The organism is Streptomyces coeruleoprunus (genome assembly GCF_039542925.1).
Lineage (GTDB): Bacteria > Actinomycetota > Actinomycetes > Streptomycetales > Streptomycetaceae > Streptomyces > Streptomyces coeruleoprunus.
Window position 1 is genome coordinate 432,963 of sequence record NZ_BAABIT010000001.1, and the last position, 26,797, is coordinate 459,759.

Annotated in this window: 23 protein-coding genes and 1 pseudogene; 14 read left to right on the forward strand and 10 right to left on the reverse strand. The window is 73.8% G+C overall.

The window, feature by feature from the left end:
- Positions 1-227 precede the first annotated feature (227 nt).
- The 4 genes from ABEB09_RS02050 to ABEB09_RS02065 form a co-directional block, all read right to left on the reverse strand.
- Positions 228-1,448, reverse strand: a complete 1,221-nt coding sequence (locus tag ABEB09_RS02050; protein WP_345686453.1) for a S8 family peptidase — start codon at positions 1,446-1,448, stop codon at positions 228-230.
- A gap of 255 nt (positions 1,449-1,703) precedes the next feature.
- A complete protein-coding gene (locus ABEB09_RS02055) occupies positions 1,704-2,459 on the reverse strand; it encodes a PIG-L deacetylase family protein (protein ID WP_345686455.1) in 756 nt (251 codons plus the stop codon).
- Positions 2,460-2,524: 65 nt separating this feature from the next.
- Entirely contained in the window at positions 2,525-3,826 is a 1,302-nt protein-coding gene (locus tag ABEB09_RS02060) for an alpha/beta fold hydrolase (RefSeq protein ID WP_345686457.1), read from the reverse strand.
- A gap of 94 nt (positions 3,827-3,920) precedes the next feature.
- Complete coding sequence (locus ABEB09_RS02065) at positions 3,921-5,024, reverse strand: glycoside hydrolase family 5 protein (RefSeq protein WP_345686459.1); 1,104 nt, start codon at positions 5,022-5,024, stop codon at positions 3,921-3,923.
- 175 nt (positions 5,025-5,199) lie between these two features.
- On the opposite strand from ABEB09_RS02065, the gene ABEB09_RS02070 reads away from it, so the two are divergent.
- The 3 genes and pseudogenes from ABEB09_RS02070 (at position 5,200) to ABEB09_RS02080 (ending at position 8,627) form a co-directional block, all read left to right on the forward strand.
- Positions 5,200-6,171 carry an acetylxylan esterase gene (locus ABEB09_RS02070; RefSeq protein WP_345686461.1) on the forward strand — a complete coding sequence of 324 codons (972 nt, stop codon included), beginning with the start codon at positions 5,200-5,202 and terminating at the stop codon, positions 6,169-6,171.
- 105 nt (positions 6,172-6,276) lie between these two features.
- A pseudogene (locus ABEB09_RS02075) lies at positions 6,277-7,419 on the forward strand (Gfo/Idh/MocA family protein); the annotation flags it as partial.
- Between the two features lie 287 nt (positions 7,420-7,706).
- Positions 7,707-8,627 carry a DUF6807 domain-containing protein gene (locus ABEB09_RS02080; protein ID WP_345686463.1) on the forward strand — a complete coding sequence of 307 codons (921 nt, stop codon included), beginning with the start codon at positions 7,707-7,709 and terminating at the stop codon, positions 8,625-8,627.
- Between the two features lie 167 nt (positions 8,628-8,794).
- Here ABEB09_RS02080 and ABEB09_RS02085 read toward each other — a convergent pair whose 3' ends face one another.
- Together ABEB09_RS02085 and ABEB09_RS02090 are read right to left on the reverse strand one after the other, a co-directional pair.
- Complete coding sequence (locus ABEB09_RS02085; RefSeq protein WP_345686465.1) at positions 8,795-9,289, reverse strand: hypothetical protein; 495 nt, start codon at positions 9,287-9,289, stop codon at positions 8,795-8,797.
- 314 nt (positions 9,290-9,603) lie between these two features.
- Positions 9,604-10,317 carry an SDR family oxidoreductase gene (locus ABEB09_RS02090; RefSeq protein ID WP_345686467.1) on the reverse strand — a complete coding sequence of 238 codons (714 nt, stop codon included), beginning with the start codon at positions 10,315-10,317 and terminating at the stop codon, positions 9,604-9,606.
- Positions 10,318-10,563: 246 nt separating this feature from the next.
- Here ABEB09_RS02090 and ABEB09_RS02095 point away from each other — a divergent pair, with 246 nt between their 5' ends.
- A complete protein-coding gene (locus ABEB09_RS02095) occupies positions 10,564-11,010 on the forward strand; it encodes a DUF4383 domain-containing protein (protein WP_345686469.1) in 447 nt (148 codons plus the stop codon).
- Between the two features lie 84 nt (positions 11,011-11,094).
- Here ABEB09_RS02095 and ABEB09_RS02100 read toward each other — a convergent pair whose 3' ends face one another.
- Positions 11,095-11,694, reverse strand: a complete 600-nt coding sequence (locus tag ABEB09_RS02100; protein ID WP_345686471.1) for a Type-2Aa cytolytic delta-endotoxin — start codon at positions 11,692-11,694, stop codon at positions 11,095-11,097.
- 104 nt (positions 11,695-11,798) lie between these two features.
- Here ABEB09_RS02100 and ABEB09_RS02105 point away from each other — a divergent pair, with 104 nt between their 5' ends.
- From ABEB09_RS02105 to ABEB09_RS02115, 3 genes are all read left to right on the forward strand, one after another.
- Entirely contained in the window at positions 11,799-12,938 is a 1,140-nt protein-coding gene (locus tag ABEB09_RS02105; protein WP_345686473.1) for a CapA family protein, read from the forward strand.
- A 192-nt stretch (positions 12,939-13,130) separates the two neighbouring features.
- A complete protein-coding gene (locus ABEB09_RS02110) occupies positions 13,131-14,558 on the forward strand; it encodes a hypothetical protein (RefSeq protein WP_345686475.1) in 1,428 nt (475 codons plus the stop codon).
- A 382-nt stretch (positions 14,559-14,940) separates the two neighbouring features.
- Positions 14,941-15,429 (forward strand): hypothetical protein, encoded by a 489-nt coding sequence (locus ABEB09_RS02115; protein WP_345686477.1) that lies wholly within the window; start codon positions 14,941-14,943, stop codon positions 15,427-15,429.
- A 99-nt stretch (positions 15,430-15,528) separates the two neighbouring features.
- Here ABEB09_RS02115 and ABEB09_RS02120 read toward each other — a convergent pair whose 3' ends face one another.
- A complete protein-coding gene (locus tag ABEB09_RS02120; RefSeq protein WP_345686479.1) occupies positions 15,529-16,356 on the reverse strand; it encodes an isocitrate lyase/PEP mutase family protein in 828 nt (275 codons plus the stop codon).
- A 333-nt stretch (positions 16,357-16,689) separates the two neighbouring features.
- Here ABEB09_RS02120 and ABEB09_RS02125 point away from each other — a divergent pair, with 333 nt between their 5' ends.
- Positions 16,690-17,865, forward strand: a complete 1,176-nt coding sequence (locus ABEB09_RS02125; protein WP_345686481.1) for a wax ester/triacylglycerol synthase domain-containing protein — start codon at positions 16,690-16,692, stop codon at positions 17,863-17,865.
- On the opposite strand, the gene ABEB09_RS02130 is transcribed toward ABEB09_RS02125, so the two are convergent.
- Positions 17,833-19,425: an MFS transporter gene (locus ABEB09_RS02130; RefSeq protein ID WP_345686483.1), complete on the reverse strand. Its 1,593-nt coding sequence runs from the start codon at positions 19,423-19,425 to the stop codon at positions 17,833-17,835. The genes ABEB09_RS02125 and ABEB09_RS02130 overlap by 33 nt on opposite strands.
- Before the next feature lie 172 nt (positions 19,426-19,597).
- Here ABEB09_RS02130 and ABEB09_RS02135 point away from each other — a divergent pair, with 172 nt between their 5' ends.
- A complete protein-coding gene (locus ABEB09_RS02135) occupies positions 19,598-19,900 on the forward strand; it encodes an acyl carrier protein (protein WP_345686485.1) in 303 nt (100 codons plus the stop codon).
- Entirely contained in the window at positions 19,897-21,123 is a 1,227-nt protein-coding gene (locus ABEB09_RS02140) for a beta-ketoacyl-[acyl-carrier-protein] synthase family protein (protein WP_345686487.1), read from the forward strand. The genes ABEB09_RS02135 and ABEB09_RS02140 overlap by 4 nt, the downstream gene beginning before the upstream one ends.
- Before the next feature lie 118 nt (positions 21,124-21,241).
- Here the strand turns inward: ABEB09_RS02140 and ABEB09_RS02145 are convergent, their stop codons facing one another.
- Entirely contained in the window at positions 21,242-22,441 is a 1,200-nt protein-coding gene (locus tag ABEB09_RS02145) for an SDR family oxidoreductase (protein ID WP_345686489.1), read from the reverse strand.
- A 393-nt stretch (positions 22,442-22,834) separates the two neighbouring features.
- Here ABEB09_RS02145 and ABEB09_RS02150 point away from each other — a divergent pair, with 393 nt between their 5' ends.
- The 4 genes from ABEB09_RS02150 to ABEB09_RS02165 are packed head-to-tail and all read left to right on the forward strand — an operon-like array spanning position 22,835 to position 26,667.
- Positions 22,835-25,333: a sensor histidine kinase gene (locus ABEB09_RS02150; RefSeq protein WP_345686491.1), complete on the forward strand. Its 2,499-nt coding sequence runs from the start codon at positions 22,835-22,837 to the stop codon at positions 25,331-25,333.
- Positions 25,330-25,734, forward strand: coding sequence for a roadblock/LC7 domain-containing protein (locus tag ABEB09_RS02155; protein WP_345686493.1), 405 nt, complete (start codon positions 25,330-25,332; stop codon positions 25,732-25,734). Before ABEB09_RS02150 ends, ABEB09_RS02155 begins: the two co-directional genes overlap by 4 nt.
- Positions 25,734-26,090 (forward strand): DUF742 domain-containing protein, encoded by a 357-nt coding sequence (locus ABEB09_RS02160; RefSeq protein WP_345686495.1) that lies wholly within the window; start codon positions 25,734-25,736, stop codon positions 26,088-26,090. Before ABEB09_RS02155 ends, ABEB09_RS02160 begins: the two co-directional genes overlap by 1 nt.
- Complete coding sequence (locus tag ABEB09_RS02165) at positions 26,077-26,667, forward strand: GTP-binding protein (protein ID WP_345686497.1); 591 nt, start codon at positions 26,077-26,079, stop codon at positions 26,665-26,667. Before ABEB09_RS02160 ends, ABEB09_RS02165 begins: the two co-directional genes overlap by 14 nt.
- Positions 26,668-26,797 lie beyond the last annotated feature (130 nt).

The window sequence follows — 26,797 nt, forward strand, 5'->3', positions numbered from 1 at the left end:
GAGTCGGGCAGGAGCAGTACCGCACTGCCCGGCATACTAAGCGGTCGCTTGCCCCGAGGGGAACACCTCGTCCCGGACGGACGGGCTTCCGGGCCGCTTCGGTGCGCGCACACGGCACCGGCCCCCGGAGGACTGCCTCCGGGGGCCGGTTCTTCACGTGGGTCACGCACTCTCACGGCACCTCGCGCGCCCTCGTCCGGGCACCCTGACGACGCCTCGCGGCGCTCTTACGGCACGAGCTTCAGCAGCCGGTTCGGGGAACCGCCGCCCGGACTGGTCACCACGCCGGAGGTCGCCCCCGCGACGAGGGCCGAGGCCACCTGGGAAGGCGTGGCGCTCGTGTGGCCGGCGAGGTAGACGGCCGCGGCGCCCGCGACGTGCGGGGTGGCCATGGAGGTGCCGGAGATGGTGTTGGTCGCCGTGTCGTTGGTCCGCCAGGCGGCCGTGATGCCGGATCCGGGGGCGAACAGGTCCACCGTCGCACCGTAGTTGGAGTAGGAGGCGCGGGCGTCGGTGTTGGTCGTGGCGCCGACCGTGATGGCCTCGGTGACGCGTGCGGGCGACCGGGTGCTCGCGTCGACGTTCTCGTTTCCGGCGGCGACGGCGTAGGTCACGCCGGCGGCGATGGAGTTGCGGACGGCGGTGTCGATGGCGGTGCTGGCGCCACCGCCGAGCGACATGTTCGCGACCGAGGGGCCGCTGTGGTTCTTGGTGACCCAGTCGATGCCCGCGACGACTCCGGCGGTGGTGCCGGAGCCGGAGTTGTTGAGCACCCGCACGGCCACGATCTTGGCCTTCTTGGCGACGCCGTACGCGGAGCCGGCCGCGGTGGAGGCGACGTGGGTGCCGTGGCCGTGGCCGTCCTCGGCGACGTCGTCGTTGTCGACGGCGTCGAAGCCGTTGACGGCACGGCCGCCGAAGTCGCTGTGGCTGATGCGGACGCCGGTGTCGATGACGTAGACCGTCGCGCCGCTGCCCGCGGTGTCGGGGTAGGTGTAGCTCTTGTCGAGCGGGAGCGCCTTCTGGTCGATCCGGTCGATACCCCACGACGGCGGGTTGGCCTGGGTGGCGTCGACGGTCACCGTGGTGTCCTGGACGACCTGTTCGACGGCCGGGTCGGCGGCCAGGCGGCGGGCCTCCTGGGCGGACAGCTCGGCGGCGAAGCCGTTGAGCGCGGCGCTGTAGGTCCGCTTCACGGTCCCGCCGTACTCGGCTATCAGCTCGCGGCCGTCGGCGGACGCGGCCTTCAGGCCGGCGGACTTCTTCAGCGTGACGATGTAGCTGTCCTTCACCGCGCCGGGCGCGCCGGCGCCGACGACGGTCCCCTCGGGAGCGGGGGCGGGGGCCGCCTGGGCGGGCAGGGCGGTGACGGTGCCGAGCAGGGCGGCCGCGGTGGCGGCCACGACGGCCGCGGCGGCACGGGACTTCGTGCTGCGCAGAGGTGCCATTACGAGGGAGTCCTCCTCATTGGCGACGCGCCCTGGGTGGGGCGCGACTGTGGGGGGTGCGTGCGCGGGGTCGCGCACACAGCCGGGAACGGATCGTTCCGTCCCCGGCCGTCGAGCAGACTCACTCATGCACGTGTGGGGTGCAAGGGTTTTGACGGGACGTCACAGACTTGACATGACCCTGCAACAAAATCCACCCGGAGCACCCTCGACATCCCCCCAACTGGGCTCTATTTCAAAGGATTTGAAGGAGAATCAGCGGGAGAACACCTCGAACGTGACGGCCGGACGGCCGCCGAACCGCTCGGCCGCGGCCTGCGCGTTGCCGGTGAGGAACGCCCGGCAGTACTCCTCCGGCTCCTGGTCCGTCAGGGCCTCGATGTACGTGCGGTGCTCCAGCAGCGACCGCACGGCACGCTCCAGGCCGGGCGTCGCGTCCACGGCGTGGGTGGGCGCGGCCGAGCCGGCGACGGCCACCCAGCGCACGCCGTTCCACGGTTCGAGGCCCTGCTCGACCAGTTCGGGGAAGATCCAGCGGTTGCCCGCGTCGGCCGCCGCGTCGAGCGTGGCCCGCCCGACGGCCACGTGGTCGGGCGTGTTCCAGGCGACGCCACCCCACGTGTCGCGGTGGTTGAGGGTGATCACCAGCTCGGGCCGGTGGCGGCGGATGGCCGCCGCGATGTCCCGGCGCAGGCCGAGCCCGTACTCTATGACGCCGTCCCGGTGGTCGAGGAACTCGACCACGCCGACACCGACGACGGCGGCGCTCGCCCGCTGCTCGCGCTCCCGAAGGGGTCCGCAGACGTCGGGGGCGAGGGTGTCGATCCCGGCCTCGCCCCGGGTGGCCAGGACGTAGGCCACGTCCCGCCCGGCATCGGTCCAGGCCGCGACGGCGGCGGAGCAGCCGTACTCGAGGTCGTCGGGGTGGGCGACGACGGCGAGGGCGCGCTGCCAGTCCTCGGGCATCGGCTCCAGTCGCACGGGCGACTGACGGTTCGTCTGATCATTCATGAGGCGCAGGATACGACCCGCCCCACCCTTCACCGTGGGGCCGGCCGGGCAGGCACGTACGGCGGTCAGGCCTCGCCGCGGGCCAGGGCGAGGAGGCGGTCCAGGACGCGGGTGCCGCTCGCGCGGACGCCGTCGTGCTCGTACTCGTCCGTGATCCAGGTGCGCAGGCCCCGGATCGTACGGGCCGTGGCCAGGGAGTGGGCCGTGTCGACGTACATGTCGTCGTGGTAGACGGCCGCGGCGACCGGCACGGTGGTGGCGGCGAGGCGCTCCGGGTCGTACAGCGCCGGCCAGTCGGTGCGGGCGGCCAGCAGTTCGGCCGTCTCGCGCAGCGGGCGCAGCGCCGGGTCGGTCTCGAAGTGCCAGGGGTGGATCGTCTCGCCGGTGAAGAGGACCGGCCCGTCACCGGCGAGCGCCTTGGCCGCGTCGAACTGCGGGAACTCGGCGCGCACCCGCTCGGCGGCCCAGGCGGTGGGCCCCCGGCCCTGGGCGTAGATGGCCTCGTGGAGCACGGCGTACAGGGGCCGTCCGGCGAAGGACAGGTGGCTCTGCACGGCCTCCTGGAACGCGTCCGACAGGACGTGGCCCGCCGGCGTGCGGACGAAGGCGTTCTCCAGGAGGTAGTGGAGCTGGTGGCTGCCGTCCCCGCCGCCGAGGAGGATGCCGAGCGACTGGAACGCCTCAGGGGTGAGTACGTGGCCGTTGGGGAGGACCGTGCGGTGCTCGGCCAGGTGGGCGGCGATCCGGCGGGCCCGCTCCACGTCCTGCGGGTAGCGGTCGTAGTGGGCTTCGGCCTTGCGCTGGATGCGCGGGTAGGCGGCACGGTAGACGTCGTCGGCGGTGGCGTCGAGGGAGGGCAGGCCGCCCGTGACGAGGACGGTGTCGAGGCCCTCGGGCGCGGCGGACAGGTAGTGGGTGGCGCAGAAGCCGCCGAAGCTCTGCCCGAGCACGGTCCAGGGGGCGCCGCCCGTGAGGCGGCGGCGGATCAGTTCGCAGTCGCGCACGATGGAGTCGGCGCGGAAATGGGCCAGGTAGTCGGCCTGCTCCTGCGGGCCGCCGCGCAGCGGGAGCGTCTGGCGGGTGGCGGGCGTGGAGCGGCCGGTGCCGCGCTGGTCGAGGAGCAGCACCCGGTAGTCCTGGACGGCGCGGGCCAGCCAGGCCTGCTTGCCGGTGAAGCGGCGGGCGGCGCAGCCCGGTCCGCCCTCCAGGTACACCAGCCACGGCAGGCCGTCGGCGTCGCCCCGGCCGGCCGCCACGACTTCGCGACCGTACAGCTCGATCTGCTCGCCGGAGGGGTCGGCGTGGTCGAGCGGCACGGTGAAGTGGTGGTCGGTGAGGACGACACCGGGCTGGCGGTAACTGGTCAATGCTCCTCCTGACTGACGACGCGGGCCCGACCGATGAAGGGGCCCCCGCCCGCACAGTGGACCACAGCGGGCGGGGGCCGGGGAGGGGCGGGGGTCAGCTCGTCGGGAAGGCGTCGGGCGTCCTGACGCGGTCACGGATCCAGACGCCGGCGGGCTTGAGGGCGGCCGTGCCGGTCCAGGGGCCGTTGTTCGCGCAGGTGCCGCTCTTGAAGACGGCTCCGCTGCGCCGGTCGTCGGAGTAGTTCCAGTTGACCCAGCTGATCTTCTTGGCGGCCATCAGGTCGAGGTAGCGCTGGGTCATGGGGAAGTCGTTGCTGCCCTCGCCCGCGTAGTTCTGGGTGCCGAACTCGGTGACGAAGACGGGGAGCCGGTCGGCGGCCCGCGAGAGGGTGGCCAGGTACGCGTCGCGGTGCGAGTACGCGTAGAAGTGGAACGTGTACATGATGTTGGCGGCCTTCACCGGGTTGTTCACGACCTCCGTCTCGTCGCCGCCCTCGGAGACGCCGAACGAGGACCACGCGCGCGTGCCGACGAGGACCGGGGTGTCGGGGTCCTGGGCGCGGATGACCGGGATCAGCTCCTCGGCGTAGCTCTTGATGCGGGACCAGCTGACCCCGCTCGGCTCGTTGGCGATCTCGTAGAGGAGGTTGTTCTTGGCGCGGTGGCGCCGGGCGATCTCGGTGAAGAAGGTCTTGGCGCGGGCGAGGTTGTGGTGCGGGTCGCCCGGGTCGAGCATGTGCCAGTCGACGATGGCGTACATGCCGCGCGCGGTGGCCTGTTCGATGACGGAGTGGACGAGGTCGGTGTACTTGCGCGGGTCGGTCTCGTAGCCGCCCTCCTGGACGTACATGGAGATGCGCAGGACGTCGGCGTTCCAGTCGGTGGCGAGGGCGTTCAGGGAGCCGGTGGTGACGCACTGGCGGTACCACTGGAGGCCGTGCGTGGACATGCCGCGCAGCTGGACGGGCTTTCCGTGCTGGTTGCACAGCTTGGTGCCGCACACCTCGAGCTGCCCGTTCGCGGCGACGGGGCCGGCGGCGACGCCGGGCGCGGCCGGGGCGACGGCCGGTTGGGGGGACGCGGCAGGGGCCGGGGCCGCGGGTGAGGCGGCGGCGCCGGTGAGGCCGAGGGTCAGGGCGGCGGCGAGGGCTCCGACGGCGCCGGTCAGAGCACGTTTCCGGGAGGGGGTCGCTCGCATGGAGGCTCCATGGGGGGTGACGGGAAACAGACTGGAAGGAAACTTTCCTAACGACTGGGATAGCAGCCGCCACGGCGGTATCGCAAGGTCCATGCCAAACCCCGTCCCTCTGCCGAGCGCGGATAGAAAGCGCGTACTGTGTCCGCGTCCATTTCTTGATGATCAAGGGGAGCCCATGGCGCTTTTCGATCTGCCGCTCGACGAACTCCGCACGTACCGGAGCGCCTCCGAGGAGCCCGCCGACTTCGACGACTTCTGGGCCAGGACCCTGAAGGAGGCCGCCGCGCACCCTCTGGAGCCGCGCTTCGAGCGGGTCGGGACCGGGCTCACCACGGTCGACGTGTACGACGTGACGTTCGCCGGATTCGACGGCCACCCGGTCAAGGGCTGGTTCGTCATACCCGCCGGCGTGACGGAGCCGGTCCCCGTGGTCGCGGAGTTCATCGGGTACGGCGGCGGACGCGGCCTGCCGCACACGCACCTGCTCTGGGCCTCCGCCGGATTCGGCCACTTCGTCATGGACACCCGCGGCCAGGGCAGCGGTTGGGCGGGCGGCCACACCGCGGACCCGGTCGGCAGCGGCCCGGCCCACCCCGGCTTCATGACCCGGGGCATCGAGAGCCCCGACACGTACTACTACCGGCGCGTGTACACGGATGCCGTACGCGCCGTGGAAGCCGCTCGCTCGCACCCGCTGGCCGACGCCGGACGCACGGCGGTGGCCGGGGTCAGCCAGGGCGGCGGCATCACGCTGGCGGTCGCCGGACTCGTGCCGGACCTGCTGGCGGTGGCGCCGGACGTGCCGTTCCTGTGCGACTTCCCGCGCGCGACGACGGTCACCGACCGCGCCCCGTACCGGGAGATAGGGCGGTACCTGAAGACCCACCGCGGCAGGACCGCACAGGCGGCGCGCACCCTCGCGTACTTCGACGGCGTCCACTTCGCGGCGCGCGCGACGGCTCCGGCGCTGTTCTCCACCGCGCTGGAGGACCAGACGTGTCCCCCGTCGACGGTGTTCGCCGCGTTCAACGCGTACGGCCACACCGACAAGCAGATCGAGGTCTACGACTTCAACGACCACGAGGGCGGCGAGGCGTATCAGCAGGCGGTGCAGCTGCGGTGGCTGCCGGGGAAGTTGCGGGGGTGAGGTAGACCCTCCACGGCGCGGCCGGTTCCGGCCCCTTGACCCGGGAAGCGGACGGATCTAGGTTCTCGGACGGCAGGAGAAAGCGCTTTCTGACCTGGGGGTGGGGTGGCAGCCGACGCAGCGGCCCAAGCCGGCGGTCCGGGCGGACGGACCGTCCGTGTCGCCATCGTGGGGACGGGGGCCATCGCCCGCGGCAGCCATCTGCCCGCGCTGGCCGCCCTGGCGACCGAGCAGCCGCTGGAGGTGGTCGCGGCGGTGGACGTCGACGCCGCCGCTGCGGCCGCGTTCTGCCGCGAGGGCGGCATCCCCCACCCGTACACGGACATGGACCGGATGCTGGCCGAGCAGCGGCCGGACCTGGTCGTGCTGTGCACCCCGCCCCGGTTCCACCGGGACCAGACCGTGGCCGCGCTGCGGGCCGGGGCGTGGGTGTGGTGCGAGAAGCCGCCGTGCCCGTCGCTGGCGGACTTCGACGCGATCGAGGCGGAGGAGGGCGGCCCGGGGCGGGACTCCGGGCCGTACGCCGCGATCGTGTTCCAGCACCGTTTCGGCTCGGGCGCCCGGCACGTCGGGGAGCTCCTGGCGTCCGGGGCGCTCGGCCGGCCGCTCGTGGCGCACTGCCAGACCACGTGGTACCGGGACGCCGCGTACTACGCGGTGCCGTGGAGGGGCCGCTGGGACACGGAGGGCGGCGGCCCCTCCATGGGCCACGGCATTCACCAGATGGACCTGTTGCTGGACCTGCTGGGCCCGTGGTCGGAGATCAGCGCGATGGCCGGGCGGCTGGTGCACGACGTGCAGACGGAGGACGTGTCCACGGCACTGATCCGCTTCGGCGGTGGCACGCTCGCCACGGTCGTGAACAGCGTGCTCAGCCCTGACGAGGTGAGCCGCATCCGCGTCGACTGCGAGCGCGCGACCGTCGAGCTGACGCACCTGTACGGGTACGGGAACGCCGACTGGCGCATCACGCCCGCGCCCGGGATCCCCGACGAGGAGGTCGCCCGCTGGCGGGAGTTCGGCCCCGACGAGCCCAGCTCGCACCTGGCGCAGCTGCGCGGCCTGCTGGCGGACCTGAGGGCCGGCCGCCGCCCCCGCAGCAGCGGCGCGGACGGCCGCAAGAGCCTGGAGCTGGTGGCCGCGCTGTACAAGTCGGCCTTCACCGGGGTCACCGTACGGTCGGGCGACATCGCCCCGGGGGACCCGTTCTACGGCGCCCTGCACGGCGGCACCCCGGGCTGGGCCCCACGGGCATCGGCCCCCGAGGACCCGCGGTCGGCCCGGATTCCGGGTCAGTCGCCCGTGCCGGGCCCGGAGCGCGCCGAAGGCGGGGACCCGACCGCCCTGCCGGGCCCGGAGCGGGTGGAGGGCTCCGGTCCGGCACCCGCGCCGGGCCTGGAGCCGCCTGCGGGCGCGGGTCCGCCGGCCGGGCCGGGCCCGGAGCCGGCGGGTGGCGCCGGCCCGGCCACCGCGCCGGGCCCGGACCCGACCGGCGGTGCGGACGCGGTCGTCGCCCCGCACCGCCGGGGTGCGCGATGAGCGGGCTGCGGGTCGTGCACGAGTACGGCGACCACGTGGCCGTGCTGGCCGGCCCCGTGGAGTTGATGCGGTACGTGTACCGGGGCGAGGCCGCGTGGGAGGGGCCCAAGCCGTACGCGCACCCGCTGCGCACCCTCGCGGGGCACGTCGTCACCGGCTACCGCCCCCACGACCACCGCTGGCACAAGGGCCTGCAGATGACGGCCTCGTACCTGTCCGGGCAGAACCTCTGGGGCGGGAACACGTACGTGCCGGGCGAGGGATACGTGGCCCTGCCGGAGCGGGTGGGGTCGATGGTCCACCGGTCCTTCGACGAGGTGACGGCGCGGGAGGACCGGGTGACGCTCGCCGAGCGGCTGACGTGGCATCCGTACGGCGGTGGGCCGTGGGCGGACGAACTGCGCCGCATCGAGGTGCACGACGTGGACCCCGGCACCGGGTGCTGGGCGCTGACCTGGTCGTCGGCCGTCACGAACCAACGGGACGAGCCCCTGCGGTTCGGCAGCCCCACCACGCAGGGGCGGGAGATGGCGGGCTACACCGGCCTGTTCTGGCGGGGGCCGCGGGCGTTCCGGGGCGGCACGGTCCTCGCCTCGGAGGGCGAGGGGCCCGGCCTGATGGGGCGGCAGGCGGAGTGGCTGGCGTACAGCGGCGAGCACGACGAGGCCGACGGCCACGCCACTCTGGTGTTCGCGCACGCGCCGGAGAACGACCACCTGGGCGCCGCCGGACAGCACCCCGCGCACTGGTTCGTCCGCGACGAGCCGTTCGCGGCGGTGGCCCCGTCGTTCGCGTTCCACGAGGAACTGGTGCTGGCCCCCGGCGACACCCTGGCTCGCCGCTACCGGGTCCTGGTGGCGGACGGCGCGTGGGACAGGGAGCGGATCGAGGCCCGGCTGCGGGCGCTGAGGTGGTGACGGGGCCGGGGCGGCCGAGGGCGGACGGGGCGGCCGAGGGCGGACGGGGCGGCCGAGGGCGGACGGGGCGGCCGGAGGGCGGGCCCACGACGGGCGGGGGACGTCCGGGCGTACGGAAGCGGCCGGAGGGTCGGTCCCTCCGGCCGCCGTGCGTGTCGGGCGCCCCGCTACATCTGGCGGTTGGACAGGTAGGACGCCTTGACGCCGGTCATCTTGATGAAGGACAGGTCCGTCGTGCCGGCCGTGTAGACGTGGCCGCAGGTGAGGTAGACCGTGCCCGGCGAGCTGAAGTTGTGGACCACGTTCAGCGACATCGGGACGTGCGCCAGGACCCCGTTGTGGTTGGCGATGGCGCGGTCGTAGTCACCGCCCGCCCGCAGGTAGCACATGATGGTCTGGTGGTTGCCGCCGCTGGGGACGTCGAGGTTCAGCTTCGCGGAGATCGTCCAGCTCCCGGCGGGGACGGCGAGCCGGCCGACCACGGTCTGGCCGTTGGCACCGGTGCTGAGGCGGTGGTGGTTCTTCCAGCTGCTGTAGACGGCCGCCGGGTTGGTGTGCGCGCTCTGCGCCGTACCGGCCGTCGCGACGAGTCCGACGCCCGCGCCGGTCGCGAGGGCGAGCAGGCCGATCAGCGCACGGCGGCCCTTGGACGTTGCCTTCATCCGGTCCTCCCGTTCAACTGCCGCGGCCGGGTGGCCGCGCCTGCCAGAACCGACGTTGGCGTCTCCTCGCCAAGTTGCGGGGGCAGCCGGTGGTGAAGGCGCAGGGGCCGTACACTGCGCGGCCCATGCGCCCCTCCTCGTCCCTCAGGCTCCGGGGTGACACGCAAGCGCCTTCTGCTGTACGGGATTCGGCGCCGTACCGAGCCCGTAGCGGCCTCGGGCCGAGCCCTGTACCGGGCGCGGCCGAGCCCTGTACCGGGCGCGGCCGAGCCGGGACGGGCCCGGTCGGGTAGCAGTCGGGCGTCCGGTCGGTGTCAGAGAGGCTGTCCGATCGGCCGGATGACCACGTCGTTGACGTCCACACCGGCCGGCTGCCCGATCGCCCAGACGATGGCTTCGGCGATCTGCTCGGGCGTCAGGAGGTGGCCGTCGGGCAGCCCGCCCATGCCCTCCCAGAACGGCGTCTCGGTCCGGCCGGGCGCGATGAGCGTGACACCGACGCCGTCCGCCGTGACCAGGCGCCGGGTGTTCTCGGCCAGCCCCGTGACGGCCCACTTGGTGGCGCCGTAGAAGTTGCCGGGCGAGTGGACGAACCCGGCGACGCTGCCGACGAGGACGATCCTGCCCCGGCTCTCCTGGAGGGCGGGCAGCGCGGCGTTGATCAGCAGCGCGGGGCCCAGGACGTTGGTCAGCACCATGTCGCGCCAGAGGGACGGGTCGCCGTCGGCGACCGTGTCGTGAGTGGCGTAACCGGCGTTCGCGACGACGGTGTCCAGCCGCCCGAACTCCTTGACCGTGGCGTCGACCGCCTCGGCGACCGCCACGTGGTCGGCGGCGTCCCCGGGAAGGGTGAGCAGCCGCGCGGGCTCGCCGACGGACTCGGCGAACCGGCGCAGCCGGCCGGCGTCGCGCCCGGTGACGGCGACGCGGTGCCCGAGGCCGAGCAGCTGCCGGGCCGCGGCGGCGCCGATCCCGCTGGAGCCGCCGGTGATGAGGGCGACGGGCGAGGTGACGGATGCATGGGACATGGGAGACCCCCGTGTGAGATGGCCGGACGGGATCCGGGCTTCGGTGCGGGGATTCCATCAATTGGAGCGCACTCCATGGCAAGGCCCCGCGGGCCGGCTCCGGAGCGGGTAGCCCGCCGGGTCCCGCAAGGTGGGCGTCGCGGTCGGGACCGGTGTGCGGGTCCCGGCCAGGGTCGCCGGTCTGGGGCCGGGGGTCCGGGGTACCCGGGTGGCGCACAGGAACGCCTTGTGAGAAGGGCCCCGCTCATGACCAGCACACACCGTAGGGCTACGGCGCCCAGCACCCCCGTGCAGCAGGCCGCGCTGCTGGTGGGAGTGGTCTTCCTGCTGGTGGGGCTGCTGGGCTTCGTGCCCGGGATCACCACCGGCTACGACGACATGACGTTCGCCGAGCACGACTCGGGCGCCCAGCTGCTGGGCGTCTTCCAGGTCTCGGTGCTGCACAACCTGGTGCACCTGCTGTTCGGCATCGCGGGCGTCGTCATGGCCCGGGCCGTGCCCATGGCCCGTTCGTATCTCGTCATCGGCGGCCTGATCTACCTGGCCCTGTGGCTGTACGGGCTGCTCATCGACCTGGACAGCGCGGCCAACTTCGTGCCGGTCGACACGGCCGACAACTGGCTCCACTTCGGCCTCGGGCTCGCCATGGTCCTTCTGGGCCTCGTCCTGTCACGCCGCCGCGCCGAGCGGTGAGCCGGCCGTTCGCGCGGCGACGCGTGGACCTAGGGGCGGGCCGCGTCCCGCGGCTGCGTCCGGCAGCCGCGGAACGCGGGGCGGTCAAGCCCCCGCCTCCTCCAACGGCTGCCGGACCGCGATCGCGTTGACCCGCAGGGTGAAGTGGGCCGTGTCCTCGGGCGTCAGGTTGCGGACGCGTTCCCCGTCCAGCGCCACCGTGGCGTTGAGGCACAGGGCGACGGCGTACACGTGGTCCTCCGTCTCCTCGTCCTGCAGGGCGAACAGGAGGTTGTAGTAGTAGCTCGTGCTCTGCGGGGTCTCGCCGTAGAAGGTGAGATGCGTGCCGCGCTGGGCGCCGAGGCCGACGAAGGCGTCGGTGAGGGCGCGTTCGGCCTTCTCCCAGAAGCGGGGGTTGCCGAACGGGTGGGTCAGGGCCTGGCGTACGGCCTCCCTGAGCGAGAGCACCATCACGCCCACCGGCGCGGTCTCCTGGAGACCCCAGCCCCGGACGATCCGCACGGTGGAGCCGCCGGGGATGGCGGCCGCCGCCCTGCTGATCTCACCGAAGTCGAAGTCCAGGGTCGCCGGGGCGATGGCGTGCTGGAACCTGCTCTCGATGCCCTGCGCCCGGCTGGTGGAGGACGGGCCCACCTCGAAAACCGTCCGGAACGTGGTCTTCTCGGCGGCGGGCTGGTCGACCATGGCTGCTCCTCGTGCTGGGAAGGGGTCGCGCCGCACCGCGTGCCAGTATGCCCGCCGGTCCGGCGGGGCTTCGGCCGGGGGCGGGGGCGAACTACCGTGGAGGCATGCGCGGGGACGTGGTGACCCTCTTCCTCTGCGGCGACGTGATGCTCGGGCGCGGGGTCGACCAGATCCTGCCGCACCCCGGGGACCCGACCCTGTGGGAGGAGTACGTCGGCGACGCCCGGTCCTACGTGGCGCTGGCCGAGGCGGTGAACGGCCCGGTCCCCCGCCCCGTCGACCCCGCGTGGCCGTGGGGCGACGCCCTGACGCTGCTCGACGAGGCCGCGCCCGACGTGCGGATCGTGAACCTGGAGACCAGCGTGACGCGCAGCGACGCGTTCGCGCCGGGCAAGCCGGTGCTGTACCGGATGCACCCCGGCAACCTGCCCGCCCTGGCGGCCGCGCGGCCCGACGTGTGCGTCCTGGCCAACAATCACGTCCTGGACTTCGGCCGCGCCGGCCTCGTCGAGACCCTGCGGGCGCTGCACGGCGCGGGGCTGCGTACCGCGGGAGCGGGGCGGGACGCGGCGGAGGCGCTGCGCCCGGCGGCCGTGCCGGTGCGGGGCCCGGCGGGCGGGCGGGTCGTGGTGTCCGCGTTCGGTATGCCGTCCAGCGGCGTCCCCGCGGAGTGGGCCGCGGCCGCCGACAGGCCGGGCGTCGCCTTCCTCCCCGCCGCGTCGGAGGCGGCCGCGGAGGACGTCCTGCGGCGGGTACGGGAGGTCAGGCGGCCCGGCGACGTGGTGGTCGTCTCGGTGCACTGGGGCTCCAACTGGGGCTACGGGGTGCCGCGCGAACAGGTGCGCTTCGCCCACGCGCTGGTGGACGGCGGGGTCGACGTGGTGCACGGCCACTCCTCGCACCACCCCCGGCCGCTGGAGGTCTACCGGGACCGGCTGGTGCTGTACGGCTGCGGCGACTTCATCGATGACTACGAGGGGATCAGCGGCTACGCGGAGTACCGGGACGACCTGCGGCTGCTGTACTTCGTCACGCTGGAGCCCGGCACCGGCAGCCTCGTCGAGCTGCGGATGGCGCCCGTGCGGGCCCGGCGGATGCGCCTCGGCCACGCGTCGGACGAGGAGCGGTCCTGGCTGCGGTCGACACTCGACCGGGTCAGCCGGGGCTTCGGTGTGCGCGTGGCCCTCGATCCCGGCACCGGCATGCTGACGGCGGCGCCCGGCCCGGCGGCAGCCGGGGACTGAAGGCGCGGGGCCTCTTGTCGCTGCTCCGGGCGTGGCGGCGGCTCGCCCGGACGGGCCATGCCGGGAGGCCAGGGGCGGAAGGGCGTGGTCGGCTGGCTTCCGGTGCCTCGTCGCCGGCGGACGGGCGGACGGGGTGCCGTTCGGAGCACGCCCGGCGGGGGTGGCTCCCGGTGGAAAGTGGAGGAGCCCCTGATGTCCAGCCGCACGTACTCAGCGACGGGCCCGGTTCTCGGCCGCCGGCGACGGCGTCCACGCCGGCTGCCGGTCGCGGCCGTTCTCACCGCCGTCGCCGGGGCGGGGCTCGCGGCCCCGCCCGCCCACGCCGCCACCGTGCACGTGCGGTGCTCGGTCCCGGACCTCGTCGAGGCGATCGAGGAGGCCAACAGTTCAGCGGGGCCCGACACTCTCCGGCTGGCCCGCGACTGCACCTACACGCTGACGGCGCCGTACGCGGACAGTCCCGCCAACGGTCTGCCGCCCATCACCGGCGACCTCACCGTCGAGGGCAACCACGCGACGATCCGGCGCGCCCGGTCCGCCCCCGCCTTCCGCATCGTCCTCGTGGACGAGACGGGCGGACTGACGCTCAACAAGACCACCATCAGCGGTGGCAAGGCGACCGACTGCCCCAACTTCCCGGGAGGGGTCTGCGGAGGCGGCATCTCCAGCCTCGGGCCGTTGACGGTGAACCACGGCCGGGTGACCCACAACACCGCCGAGTCGGACGTGTTCGCCGAGGGCGGCGGCATCGAGGGCGGCACTGCCGTGGGGACCGGGGCGGTGACCTTGAACGACACCGAGGTCAGGGGAAACACCGTCGTCCACGACGGCAACGCGCAGGGTTCCGCCGCGGGCGGCGGCATCCTCAGCAACGGGCCGCTGACCGTGCGGCACAGCCGCTTCACCCACAACACCGTCCGCGTCACCGCGGACACCCGGAGCTTCGCCTTCGGCGCCGGGATCGCCGGCTTCGCCCGGGCGACGGTCGAGAAGACCACCGTCGCCCACAACCGGTCGGAAGCCCCGGGAGGTTTCGCTCGCGCCGCGCTGACCACCGGCGCCGTACCACCGGACGCGATGAGGGTGACCGACACCGTCGTCCACCACAACACCGCCAGCGCCCCGGGCGGCAACGCCCAGGGCGGCGGAGTCGCGTCCAACGCCCTCCTGTCCATGACCGGCACCCGCGTCAGCGACAACCTCGCCAGCGCCCCGGACGGCGGCACCGCGACGGGAGGCGCCCTCCAGGTCGGCGTCAACGGCCGCGTCACGCTGCGCGACTGCACCCTGCGCTCCAACACCGCCAGGGCTTCCGGCGGCGGCAGCGCTCAAGGCGGCGGTATCAACAACGCGACCGGCGGCACCGTGGAGGTCGAGGAGTCGAAGATCATCGGCAACACCGTCCGTGCCGTCGGCAGCGGCACCGCCCGCGGCGGCGGCCTCTTCAACGGTGTCGGCTCCACGACCCTGCGCCACAGCGCCGTCCTCCACAACAGGGCCGGCGACGGGGGCGGCATCTTCGAGGCGTCCGGAACGGTCACGCTGGACGACACCCGGGTCGAGCGCAATCGCCCGAACAACTGCGCACCGCCCGGCAGGGTCCCCGGCTGCACCGGCTGACCAGAGCCCCGGCCCGGCGGACGACGGCGTCAAGCGGCGTCCGTCGGCCCGGGTGGTTTCGCGTCGCGTCGGGTCACTCGCCCGTATACCGGTACACGCAGCACACACCGCCGCTTCCGCCCCGGCCACCGCGGGGGCGGAAGCGGCATTCGCGGCCGGTGTCCGTGCGCCGCCCCTCGGACGGATTCGGCGGAAAAACAACCCCGGAAAAACGGAGCCGTTGACATCGGGACCCCGCCCGATGAAATCCTGTGCCCCGCCAGGAACGAAGTACAGGGATTGACAGGAATGCCTGGAAGCCGGACCCGTGAAGGGTTTACGGCTCAACTTTTCCCGTCGTTCATTCTCCCTTCTTCTCCTTTCCCGACTCTGCGGAGGCACCGTGCTCAGACGCACGTGTTCGACTCTCATCGCCCTGCTCGCCGCCGTCATCCTCGGCACGGCGGCGGCCCCGGCGGCCCTCGCCGCCGCCCCGGCCGCGGACGCCCCGGCCGTCCAGCCGGCCCAGGTCCGGCCCGACCTCAACGGGTTACGCGTCAAGGGGGTGAACAGCCCGGCGGTCTATCTGATCCTGGACGGCAAGCGCCGGCACATCCCGAACCCGGCCACGTACAACAACCTCTTCCGGGACTGGAACGGAATTCAGTCCGTCCTCGACGTGAACGCGGTGGACGACGGCGGTCCGCTTTCCGACGGCGCGATCCTCGGCAAGTCCCCGAGCGGCCCCGAGGTGTATCTCATCAGCAATGGAATCAAGCGCTGGATCACCAGTCCGGCCGCGATGGACAAGTATTACTTCGCGTGGAACAAAATCGTGACCATCTCCCCGGTCGCCCTGTACTCGATTCCCACGGGCCCCTCGATCTCCTAGGGGCTGCTGCCCGGCCGTGGGGATCAGCCGGGACCGGAGCGCTTCCCCTCCGGTCCCGGTCCACGCGTGCGGAGGACGCGCGCCGGCGGTGAAGCGCCGTCAGACGTTGCCCTCCAGCAGCCGCGTCGACTCCCCCACGCCCACGGTGCCCTCGCCCGTGGCCTCGGGGAGCCGGCCGTCCGCCGCCTTCAGCTCCGTGAGCGCCCGGTCGATCGCGCGGTGCGCGGCGAACAGGCACGGTGTGCTGTAGATGGCCGCGTCCACACCGAGCGCCGTCAGTTCGGGCAGCGAGAGGCGGGGCGACCTGCCGCCGGCGATCTGGTTGAACAGCAGCGGCTTGCCGCCGGTCACCTCGCGGATCCGGTGGATCGCCTCGGCGCTGCGCACCCCGTCGACCAGCACCACGTCGGCGTCGGTCTTCGCCAGCGCCTCCGCCCTGCGCAGGATCTCCGCGTCCTCGACGGCGTCCGTGCGGGCCACCACGACGAGGTCGTCGCGGCCGTCGAGGACGCGGTGCAGCTTGTCCAGGTACTCGTCCAGCGGCAGGACCTGTTTGCCGTCGGCGTGCCCGCACCGCCGCGGCCGTTTCTGGTCCTCCAGGATCACGCCGGAGGCGCCGCAGCCCTCCAGGCGCCGCACCACGTGGCGGGCGACCTCCGCGTCGACGTAGCCGTCGTCGATGTCGACCAGCAGATGGACCTCCGGGAGGGCCGCGCGCAGCCGTTCGGTGAACGCGACCATGTCCGGCCAGGCGATGAAGCCGATGTCGGGCAGGCCGTAGTGGGAGGCGGCGAAGCCGAAGCCGGAGACGAAGAGCCCGTCGTAGTGCCGTGCCGCCAGGGTCGCCGAGTACATGTCGTAGATGCCGATGAGCGGTGTCGTGCCGGGTGCGGAGATCGCCTCGCGCAGCCTGTGCCCGTACTGCAAGTGGTCCTCCAGAAAATGCGAGCCGCGCCGATGCGCGCCGTGTGATCGCGACGAAGCTTCGCGGGCGCGGGCGGCCGGGACCAAGCGGGAGCCACCCGTATGGATGACGCGAAAGGGGCCATTCCCCTGTCAGCATGGCCGGATTCGACGAGGAACGCGAAGGGGGAATCCATGCCGGTCCGTATCGCCGCGATCGACCGTGCTTTTCTCGACCCGTCCGGCGGACAAGAGATGATTACCGGGCTGTATCTCGATCTGAAGGGAAGTGCGCCGCCGGACGATGTCGTACGCGAGCGCGTACGGAAGGGAATGGACCGGTTTCCCGCATTGTCGATGACGGCATCCCGGCGCCGTACGCACTGGCATATCGCGGAATGCGATGTGGCGGCCCATGTGCGGAGCTTCCCGGAACCGGGCCGTGACCCGGACGCTCTGACGGGCCGTCTGCTGGCCGTGCCGCTGCCGTCGCCGCACGCGCCGCTGTGGGACGTGTGGGTGCTGCCGTCCCCGGACGGCACCTGGTACCGGCTCTGCTTCCGCGCCCACCACGGGCTGCTCGACGGCGTGGGCATCGCCCACACGGTCGTCGGGCTGCTCGCCGACGAGCCGGTCGAGGGGCCGTATCCGCACCGCCCGGGCCGGCCCACCGTCGCCGCGGGGCTGCACCTGGCCCGTGAGACGGGCGCCTCGCTGCGCCCGGTGCGCGGCTGGGAGCCGCTGTCCGGGCCGGGGGGCGAGGAGCGCGCCTGGTGCTTCGGGGACGTGGCGGAGGCGCGGCTGCGGCGGCTGGCGGACGGCTTCGGGGGCACGGTCAACGACGTGTTCCTGGGCGCGCTGAGCGGGGCGCTCCGCGCCTGGTCCGAGGGCTGCCGGGCGGTGCGCCCGCGCACGGACCTTCCGGTGTCGATGCCGATGTCGGTGCGGCGCGCCGAGGAGGCGGTCCTGCCCGGGAACCGGCTGACCTTCGCGCGCGTGTGGCTGCCCACCTCGGAGGAGGACCCGCGTCGGGTGATGGACACCGTCGTACGGGCCACCCGGCGGCTGAGCCGTACGCACTACCGGGACACCGCGTCGCCGCTCTACACGGCCTGGGGAGTCTCGCGGGTGGCGGCGGCGCACTTGAGGGGCGCGTGGCGGCGTACGCCGGTGGCGTCGAGCCATGTGCGGCTGCCGTCCGCGTTCCGCTGCTTCGGTGCTCCCGTCACGGCCGCGGCCAGGCTGCCGGTCCTCGGCCGCGGGTTGCGCTGCTTCGCGGGGCTGACGCGGGTGGCCGGCACGGCCCGGTTCGCGGTGGTGCACGACGTGGACCTGCCGGGTGCCGGGGAGCTTCCGGAGCTGTGGCTGCGGGCCCTCGCCGGGCTGGAGGCCGTGGCGCCGGACGGGGCGCCGGGCCGGCCGTCGGCCCCATCGCCGCACGGGTCGCCCCACACGTCGTCGGGCCCGTCCCCGGCGCCGTACGACGTCATCGCCCCGGCGTCAGCGGCTTCCCCGCGGCCCGACCACCGCTGAGCCCTCGCCGTGGTGGGTCCGCCGGGCGCCCGGCAGACGCATCGCGGCGAGGACCGCGGTCGCCGCGGTGAGCAGGCCGGCGCCCTGGGCCGTGGTCACCATCCCGTCGACGAACGCCGTACGCGCCGCCTCCACGAAGGTGTCGCGGACCTCCGGCGGCGCGGCGGCGAGCGCGTCCCGGCCGGCCATGAGGTCATGGGCGGCGCCCGGCGCGAGCAGGCGCTCCGCCGGGGTCCCGGCCAGCAGCTCCGGCATCCGGGCCGCGTACACGGCCGACAGTACGGAGCCCTGCACGGCCACCCCCAGGGCCGAACCGACCTGGCGCGTGGCGTCGTTGACGGCCGAGCCCAGACCGGCGCGGTCCTGCGGCACGGCGGCCATGACCGACTCGGTGCCGGCCGCCGCGGTCAGCCCGGCCCCGAGGCCCGCGGCGACCTCGAACAGGGCGACGCGCCCGTAGCCCGAGTCCACGGTGGTCCCGGCGAGCACGGCGAAGGCCAGCGACACCACCCCCAGACCCGTGACCAGCGGGAGGCGCGGCCCGTACCGGCCGAGCAGCGGCAGCGCCGCGCCGGCTCCCACGGCCAGGCACAGCGGCAGGGGCAGGGTGCGCAGGCCCGCTTCCCAGGGGCTGTGCCCGAGCACGGTCTGGAGGTGCAGGGAGATGACGAAGAAGGCGCCGAAGAGGGCCAGGGACAGCAGTGCCAGCGCGGCGGCCGCGACGCCGATCTCCGGCCGGCGCAGCAGGGGCAGCGGCAGCATGGGCGCGCCGCTGCGGGCCTGTTGGACGACGAAGAGGGCGAGCAGCACCGCGGCGAGGGCGAACGCGCCCGTCACGGGCCGGCTGAGCCAGCCCCGGTCGGGCCCTTCGATGACGGCCCACACGAGGGACAGCAGGCCGAGCGCCGACAGGACCATGCCGGGGACGTCGACGCGTTCGGCGCGGGCCGCCCGGGAGGCGGGGACGTACCGGAAGGCCAGGGCGACGGCGGCCGCGGCGAGCGGCAGGTTGATCCAGAAGCCGGCCCGCCAGGAGGAGTGCTCGACGAGGAAACCGCCCACGAGCGGCCCGGTGGCCCCGCCGAGCGCACCCACCGCGGCCCACAGCGCGATCGCGCGGCGGCGCTGTCCGGGCCGGTCGAAGAGGGTGGTGATGAGGGAGAGGGTGGCGGGCATCAGCAGGGCCGCCCCCGCACCCATGCCGAAGCGGGCGGCGATGATCTGCGGGACGCCGGAGGCCAGGGCGCCGGCGACGGACGCGGCTCCGCACACGGCGAGTCCGGTCACGAAGGCGCGGCGGCGGCCGATGCGGTCGGTGACGGCGCCGGTGGCCAGGACGGTGCCGCCCAGGACGAGCGCGTAGCCGTCGATGACCCACTGGACCTGCGAGGTCGAGGCGTTCAGCGCACGCTGGAGGTCGGGGGCGGCGACGTTGAGGACGGTCAGGTCGAGGCCCAGCAGATACAGGCCGAGGCAGATCACGGCGGCGGCCGTCCAGGGCCGGGCCGGCGGTACGCGGGTCGGGCGGGCGGCGGGGGCGAGCGTGCGGTATCGGCTCATGGAATCTCGCGGACGTGCGAAAGGAATTGCCGTGCGGACTCTATTCCATCGGCGGTAATTCACCCGGGCGGCAAGCCCGGCGCGTCGCCGGGTGCCCTTGGTATAACGTGCGGCAGCAACGTGGTGCCGAAACGGGCATGACGGTCCGTCCGCTGAATCACATGCGAGGCTCATGGTGACCGAAATCTATGAACGTGTGGTGGCAGAACTCACCGCCAACTTCGACCTGGAAGAGTCGGAGATCACGCCGGACACGTCGCTGCGGGAACTCGAGCTGGATTCCCTGGCCTTGCTCGAACTGTGCGTCATCTTCGAGGAGCGGCACGGGCTGAAACTGGTGGAGGAGGCGGCCGCCGCCCTTCCCGAACGGCCGACGGTGGCCGACCTGGCGGCGTTCCTCGAGACGAGCCTCGCGGCCGTCGGTTCGCCGGAGGCCGCGGGGGCCGCGGCCACGAGCGCGGCGACGCCCGCATGAGGCGCGACGACGTCGTCGTGACCGGTCTGGGGGCGGTCAGTCCGGCGGGCATCGGCGTCGACGCCACCTGGCAGGGTCTGTGCGCCGGGGTGCCGACGGCGCGGACCGATCCCGAACTGGCCGGTCTGCCGGTCGACTTCTCCTGTGCGGTGGACGGGTTCGACCCGCGTACGGCCCTGCCGCGGCGCGCCTCGCGGGTGGGCCGGTTCGTGCAGTTCGGGGTGGCCGCCGTGCGCGAGGCGCTGCGGGACGCGGGGCTGGACCCGGCGGAGTGGGACGCGGACCGGGTCGGCGTGGTGATGGGCGTGGGGGCGTCGGCCATGGACGGCTGGCTGGAGCAGGGTGCCAAGGTCCTGGAGGGGCGGCCCGAAACGGTGTCGCCGCTGGCGCTGTTGCGCAGCATCCCCAACATGGCGTCGGCCGAGATCGCCCTCGCCGTGACGGCGCGCGGGCCGAACCTGGTGACCAGCACGGCCTGCGCGTCGGGCGCCACGGCCATCGGGGTCGCCCGGGACCTGATCCGTTCCGGCACGTGCGACATCGTCCTGGCGGGTGGCACGGAGGCACCCCGGGCCGCCGTGCTGACGTCGGTGACCTTCACGCAGCTGACGGCGCTGTCGAGGCGGCGGGACGACCCGGCGGGCGCGTCCCGCCCGTTCGAGGCGGACCGGGACGGCTTCGTGCTCGGCGAGGGCGCGGGCGTGCTGGTCCTGGAGCGCGCGGAGCACGCCCGCGGCCGGGGCGCGGTGCCGCTCGCCCGGCTGGCCGGGTACGGGGCGTCGTGCGACGCGTACCACGTCACGGCGCCCTGCCCGGACGGCGTCGGGACGGTGCGGGCGATGGGCGCGGCGCTGGCCGACGCCGGTCTCGGTCCCGGGGACGTCGACCACGTCAACGCGCACGGCACGGGCACCCGTCTCAACGACCTCGCCGAGGCGCGCGCGGTGCGTGCGCTGTTCCCGCACGACCCGCCGGTGACCGCCCCGAAGAGCGTGATCGGGCACGCGATCGGCGGGGCCGGGGCGATCGAGGCGGTCGCCTCGGTGCTGTCGCTGCGCTACGGGCTGGTGCCGCCGACGGCGAACTACGACCGCCCGGACCCGGAGATCGACCTCGATGTCGTGCACAAGGTCCCGCGGCCGATCCCCCTGATGCGGACGGTCCTCAGCAACTCCTGCGGTTTCGGCGGGCACAACGCGGCGCTCCTCTTCACCGCCGGTTAGGCCGTGTCCGGCGGATGTTTCCCCAGCCGCCCCTTCCCGGATCGGGGGGGGCTCCCCCCGCTCCTCGAACGCCGGAGGGGCTGATCCCGGCCCGTCCGGCGTTCGAGGACGAGCGCCGTCAGGCGCGATACGGCACGGCCGGCGGCGTGAAGCAGGCGCGCAGGTAGCGGGCGTCGAGCACGGCCGGATCGGGGAGCCCGGCGAGCGCGGCGGCGGCGCGCGTACGGTCGTAGGTACGGCGCAGCCGCACGTAGGCGGCGACGCCCTCGCTGACGCGGGAGACCAACTCGGCCAGGGGCCCCTGCGGTTCGGTGAGCGCCGGGTCGAGGCGGACGCGCAGCCAGGGCGCGTGGTGGACGAGCGCTTCGAGGGCGTCCACCACGCGGGTGGGGCGGGGGTGGACGATGTGGTAGCAGGGGGCGCCGGCCGGGGCGTCGGCGGGGCCGGCGGTGCGGGCGATGCGGATGATGGCGTCGGCGGCGTACTGCACGGGCAGCACGTTCATATGGGCCTCGGGGTCGCCGGGGAGCCGGACCTCGGTGAGGCCCGGCGCGGCGAAGCCGGCGCGGCGGGCGAGCGGGCTGTCGCGGCGGGCGCTCAGCCGGGCCAGTTTCGCGGCCAGCACCGTGGCGGGCGTGTGCGGGGCGCCGGGTGCGGGCGGCCGGTGGTCGACCAGGACGGACGGGCGGAACACGGTCGCCCGGCCCCGGCCCTCCTCGGCGAAGCGCCGCACGAGCCGTTCCGCCCGGAACTTGGTCTCCTCGTATCCGGTGAGGAAGCCGTCCGGCGCCTCCAGCGTGTCCTCGGCGACCCGGCCGTGGCGGCGGGCCCCGGCCACGTAGGCGGTGCTGATGTGCTGCACGCGCGGTCCGCGCGGGGCGTCGGCGGCCAGCTCCAGGACGGCGCGGGTGCCGTCGACGTTGGTGGCCTCCAGGGCGCGTGCGGGTGCGTTGAGCCGGACGCTGGCCGCGCAGTGCCAGATCTCGGTGGTCGCGGCGGCCAGGGCGCGGTAGTCGGCGTCGCCGAGGCCGAGCCGGGGCCGGTGCAGGGTCACGCGCAGGGGGACGACCCGCCGGTGCCAGCCGTCGGGCAGGGGCTCGCCGGTGGCTTCGAGCGCGGTGTGCAGGCGCCGGGTGGCGACGGCGGGGTCGTCGCGTACGAGGGCGACGGCGTGCGTGCCGGTGGTGCGCAGCAGCCGGGCGAGGAGGTGGGAGCCGAGGAGGCCGGTGGCGCCGGTGACGGCGACGGCCTCGTGGGGGATCGGTGCCGTTCCCGGCTGCCCTGACAGGTCCGTACTGATCATCAGACGATCACTCATCCCGTGGGGGTGGTGGGGCGGGGGGTCCGCGTCACCAGGGGTACCACCCGGGGGGTGGGGGACGTCGGACCCCGGCGTGTTACGGAGCGGCGCACCGGAAGGATCCCGAACGCCCGGTATTGGCCGGTTCTGTTGAGCCGGCACCCGTCGAACAGGTCGGGGGACGCCGTACCGGTTGGGCGTCGAAAGGGCCTCTTCTCTGCAACGGGAGCAGCGGGAATACCACGTTCCGTTGAGGGAGGCAACCTCACGGTTACCCCGTGTGGCTGGTTATGATCGGCACCCCCACGCCTCACGGAACCGGATCCGGCGGTCCCCCGGCCCCTCCCCAGGGCTGCGCCGAAACCGGTCGCCGGACTGTCCCCGCTCCCCGTTCCCGAGGGCTGATGTCCCATGCAACCCGAAGGCCCCCGAGGCCCGTCGGCGCACCGCCGGCGGCGCACCCTGCGCCTGCGTACGCTGCTCGTCCTGCTGGCGGTCGTGCCGACCGTGGCGATGGGCGCCCAAGTCGTCGTGACCGCGGAGCGGTTGCTGGACCAGTCCGCGCACCTGCGCTCCGACGTGGCGGCCGGTGAGCGGATCGGGCTCCCGCTGTACGACGTCGTGGTGCGGATGCAGGCCGAGCGCAGGACGACCGCCGCGCGCTGGGCCGGCTTCTCCGTCCCCGAGGAGCGGATGAGCGGCGACCGCGCCGCCACCGACCGGGCCGCGGCGGCGTTCCGCCGGGCCGCCGCAGCCGGCGGGGCCGGGTCGGAGGAGGCGGACCGCCGCCTGCGCGAGGTGCTGGAGGCACTGGACGACCTGGACGCCCACCGCGAGCGGGCGGACGCCGGCATCGGCAGCCCCGACAGCACGGTCGTGTACTACACGAACGCGATCAGCCAGATGATCCGGTTCTACCAGGACGAGTTCAGCCACACCGAGGACGGCGAGCTGACCGCCGAGAGCCGGGTCGTCGTCACGATGTTCTCGGCGGCGGAGATGCTCGCCCAGGAGGACACCGTCATCGCGCTGGCCGGTCCCTCCAGGAACCTGCCCGCCTCGCGGTTCGCCGACTTCGTCAACGCGGTCGGCGCGCAGCGGTACCTGTACGACCGGTGGATCGTGCCGTACCTGCCCCCCGAGGACGGCGACCTCTACGCGGAACTCGCCGGCTCCGAGGCCTGGCAGGCCAGGGCCCGCATCGAGAACCAGATCCTCTCCGAACACAAGGACGTCGGCAACGGCGTGCGGCTGCCGGCCGAGGTCGCCGGCTGGGGTGCCGCGCAGGACACCTGGGGCCCGCGGCTGGACACGCTCAACAAGCAGCGCACCCGGGGCCTGCTGGCCAGCGGTGACGCCCAGGCGGCCGCGCTGGAGGCCGAGGTCGCCTGGCTGATCGCGGCCAGCGGCGGCGCGCTGCTGCTCGTGGCGGGCATCGTCGCGCTGACCACGCGCTCGGTGCTGCGCCGGCTGCGGCTGCTGCACGAGCGCACCGTGACCGTCGCCGAGGAGACGCTGCCGGACGTCGTCGCGACCCTCCAGCAGGGCCGTCCGGTCGACGGGGGCGTCCTGCCCGCCGTACGCGGCGAACGGGACGAAGTGGGGCGTATCAGTGACGCGTTCGCCCGGGTCGTCGCGGTCTCCGTCGACGGTCACCGCCAGCTCGCGGCCGAGCGCCACGGCTTCGGGATGTTCGCCGCGGGCATCGCCTCGCGCACGGGCAACCTCGTCAGCCGCCAGCTCACCCTCACCGAGGAGCTCCAGGACACGTTCGGCAGCGACGAGGCGCTGCTGGCCCAGCTGATGCGCGCCGACCAGCTGACCGTGGGCATGCGGCGGCAGATCGAGAACCTGCTCATCCTGGCGGGCGGAGAGATCCCCGACCCGCACACCGAGCCGATGCGCGTGGCGGACCTGCTGCGCGAGGCCGCCGCCGAGGTCGAGGACTTCCGGCGCATCGAGCGGCAGGCCCTGGACGAGATCAGTGTGCAGCCGAGCGTGCTCAGCCAGATCAGCCATCTGCTGGCCGAGCTGCTGGACAACGCCACCCGCTTCTCGCCGCCCCGGACGAAGGTGGTCATCCGGGCCGAAGTGGTCGCCGACGGGCTGTCCGTCGAGGTCGAGGACCGCGGGCCGCGCGTGACCGCGGCGACGTACGAGGAGATGAACAGCCGTCTGCACTCGGCGCCGCCGTACGCGGTGCTCGCCGAGAACGCCCACCGGCTCGGTCTGTTCGTGGTCGGCCACCTCGCCGACCAGCTCGGCGCGACCGTGACGCTGCGCCGCTCGGTGTACGGCGGCACGTCGGCCGTGGTGATCATCCCGGGGGAGCTGCTGGTGCCGACCGAGCAGCCGCCCGCCACGCCGTCGGCGGCACCCGCGGCGCCGCTGCCGGCCGCCGTACCGGTGGCGCCCGCCGCGACGGTGGCGCCCGCCCCGCAGCCGCGCCGGGCCGAGGAGGGCAAGCCCGAGCTGGTGCTGCACCTGGGCGCCGGGCTGCCGGTGCGTCAGTCGGCGCGGGAGCGCACGCCGGACGCCGGACAGGCGCAGGGCCAGGCGCACGCGCGGACGCACGAGCACGTGCCCGGCCCCGAGCACCGGCAGGCGGGCGACAGCGCGCCCCCGGCACTTCCCGTGGCGGCGGACGTGGCGCGACCCGTGGCACGGCCCCTGGCGCGGCAGACCGGCACCGGCCGCCCGGCGCTGCCCGAGCGGATCCCGCAGACGCACATGGCCGTACAACTCCGCGACCAGCGCGCCTCCGGCGGTACGGCGGACGACACGGCGGCACGGGACGGCACGGCGGCGGGCCGGGACAGCGCGACCCCCGAGGAGGTCGCCGACGCCTGGGACGACTACGAGCAAGGGACCCAGAAAGTGGAAGAAGAGCTCCGACAGGATCAGCCATGACGACGACACCGAACGACATGATCTACAGCGTCCTGGACAACAACCTGAGCAGGATCGCCGGCATCCAGGGCGCCGTGCTCCTGTCCAACGACGGCATCAAGCTCAGCGCCTATCTGCTGGACCGCGACCAGGCCGAGCGGATCGCCGCCGCCTCCTCCGGGATCGCGGCCACGATGAAAGCGATCTCCCGGGAGGTCGACGGCGGCCGGGTGATCCGACAGCTGGTCGAGATGGACGACCGGTACCTGTGCATCGTCGGCTGCGGCGAGGGCAGCACCCTCATCGTGGTGACGTCGCGCAAGGCCCGGCTCGGCGAGCTGGGCGGCGAGGCGGTGCGTACGGCCCAGGCGCTCGGCGAGTGGCTGGGCACCCCGCAGCGCGCCCAGGCCCCGACGGCGTAATGACCGACGAGCCGCAGCGCGCGGGCCGCAGGACGCGGCTGTACGCCCTGACCGATGGCCGTACAGCCGCGCCGCACACGGTGCTCACCATGGACACCACGATCACGGCGGCGGTCGACGCCCACGACGGGCTGCCCAGCGAGTGGCGGGCCGTCCTCGCCATGTGCCCGGCCCCGAACGGGCGGGCGGTCGCCGAGATCGCGGCGCGGATGCGGATGCGGCTCACGCCCATGGCGCTCCTGCTGGGCGAACTCGCCGACCGCGGGCTGATCCACCACCGGCCGCCCCTGGAGGGCGCCGAGACCACCAACGTCCACCTGCTCATGAGAATCAGGGACAACCTTGCCCGGATATGACACCGCTGCCCAGGAACCGGCCCCCGTCAAGCTGCTCGTCGCCGGCGGGTTCGGCGTCGGCAAGACGACCCTGGTCGAGACGGTCTCCGAGATCGAGCCGCTGCGCACGGAGGAGCGGCTGACGGCCGCGGGCGTCGGGGTCGACGACCTGGACGGCATCGAGTCCAAGACGTCCACCACCGTCGCCATGGACTTCGGCCGGATCACCCTCGACGAGGCCGGGGTGATCCTGTACCTGTTCGGCACGCCCGGGCAGGAGCGCTTCTGGTTCATGTGGGACGACCTGCTGAACGGGGCGCTGGGAGCGATCGTGCTGGTCGACACCCGGCGGCTGGACCGCAGTTTCCCGGCCGTCGACTTCTTCGAGAGCCGCGGCCTGCCGTTCGTCGTGGCCGCCAACTGCTTCCACGGCGAACAGCTGTACAGCGCCGACGAGATCCGCGGCGCGCTGCGCCTGCGCGACCCGCGGACCCCGGTCCTCATGCTCGACGCGCGCGTGCGCGCCGATGTGCGCGAGGCGCTGCTGGCACTCCTGGACTCGGTCATCGCGAAGGCGCGCACGGCGACGCCCGTCTGAGCCCGTGGCCGGTTCCGGCCCCCGCCCGCGCCCCGGCCTTCCGTTGCGTATACAAATAGTCTGAAAAACAGACACGACGCGGGGACGGACCAACCCGGTGACACAGGCAGCACCAGCGGATACGGCGACG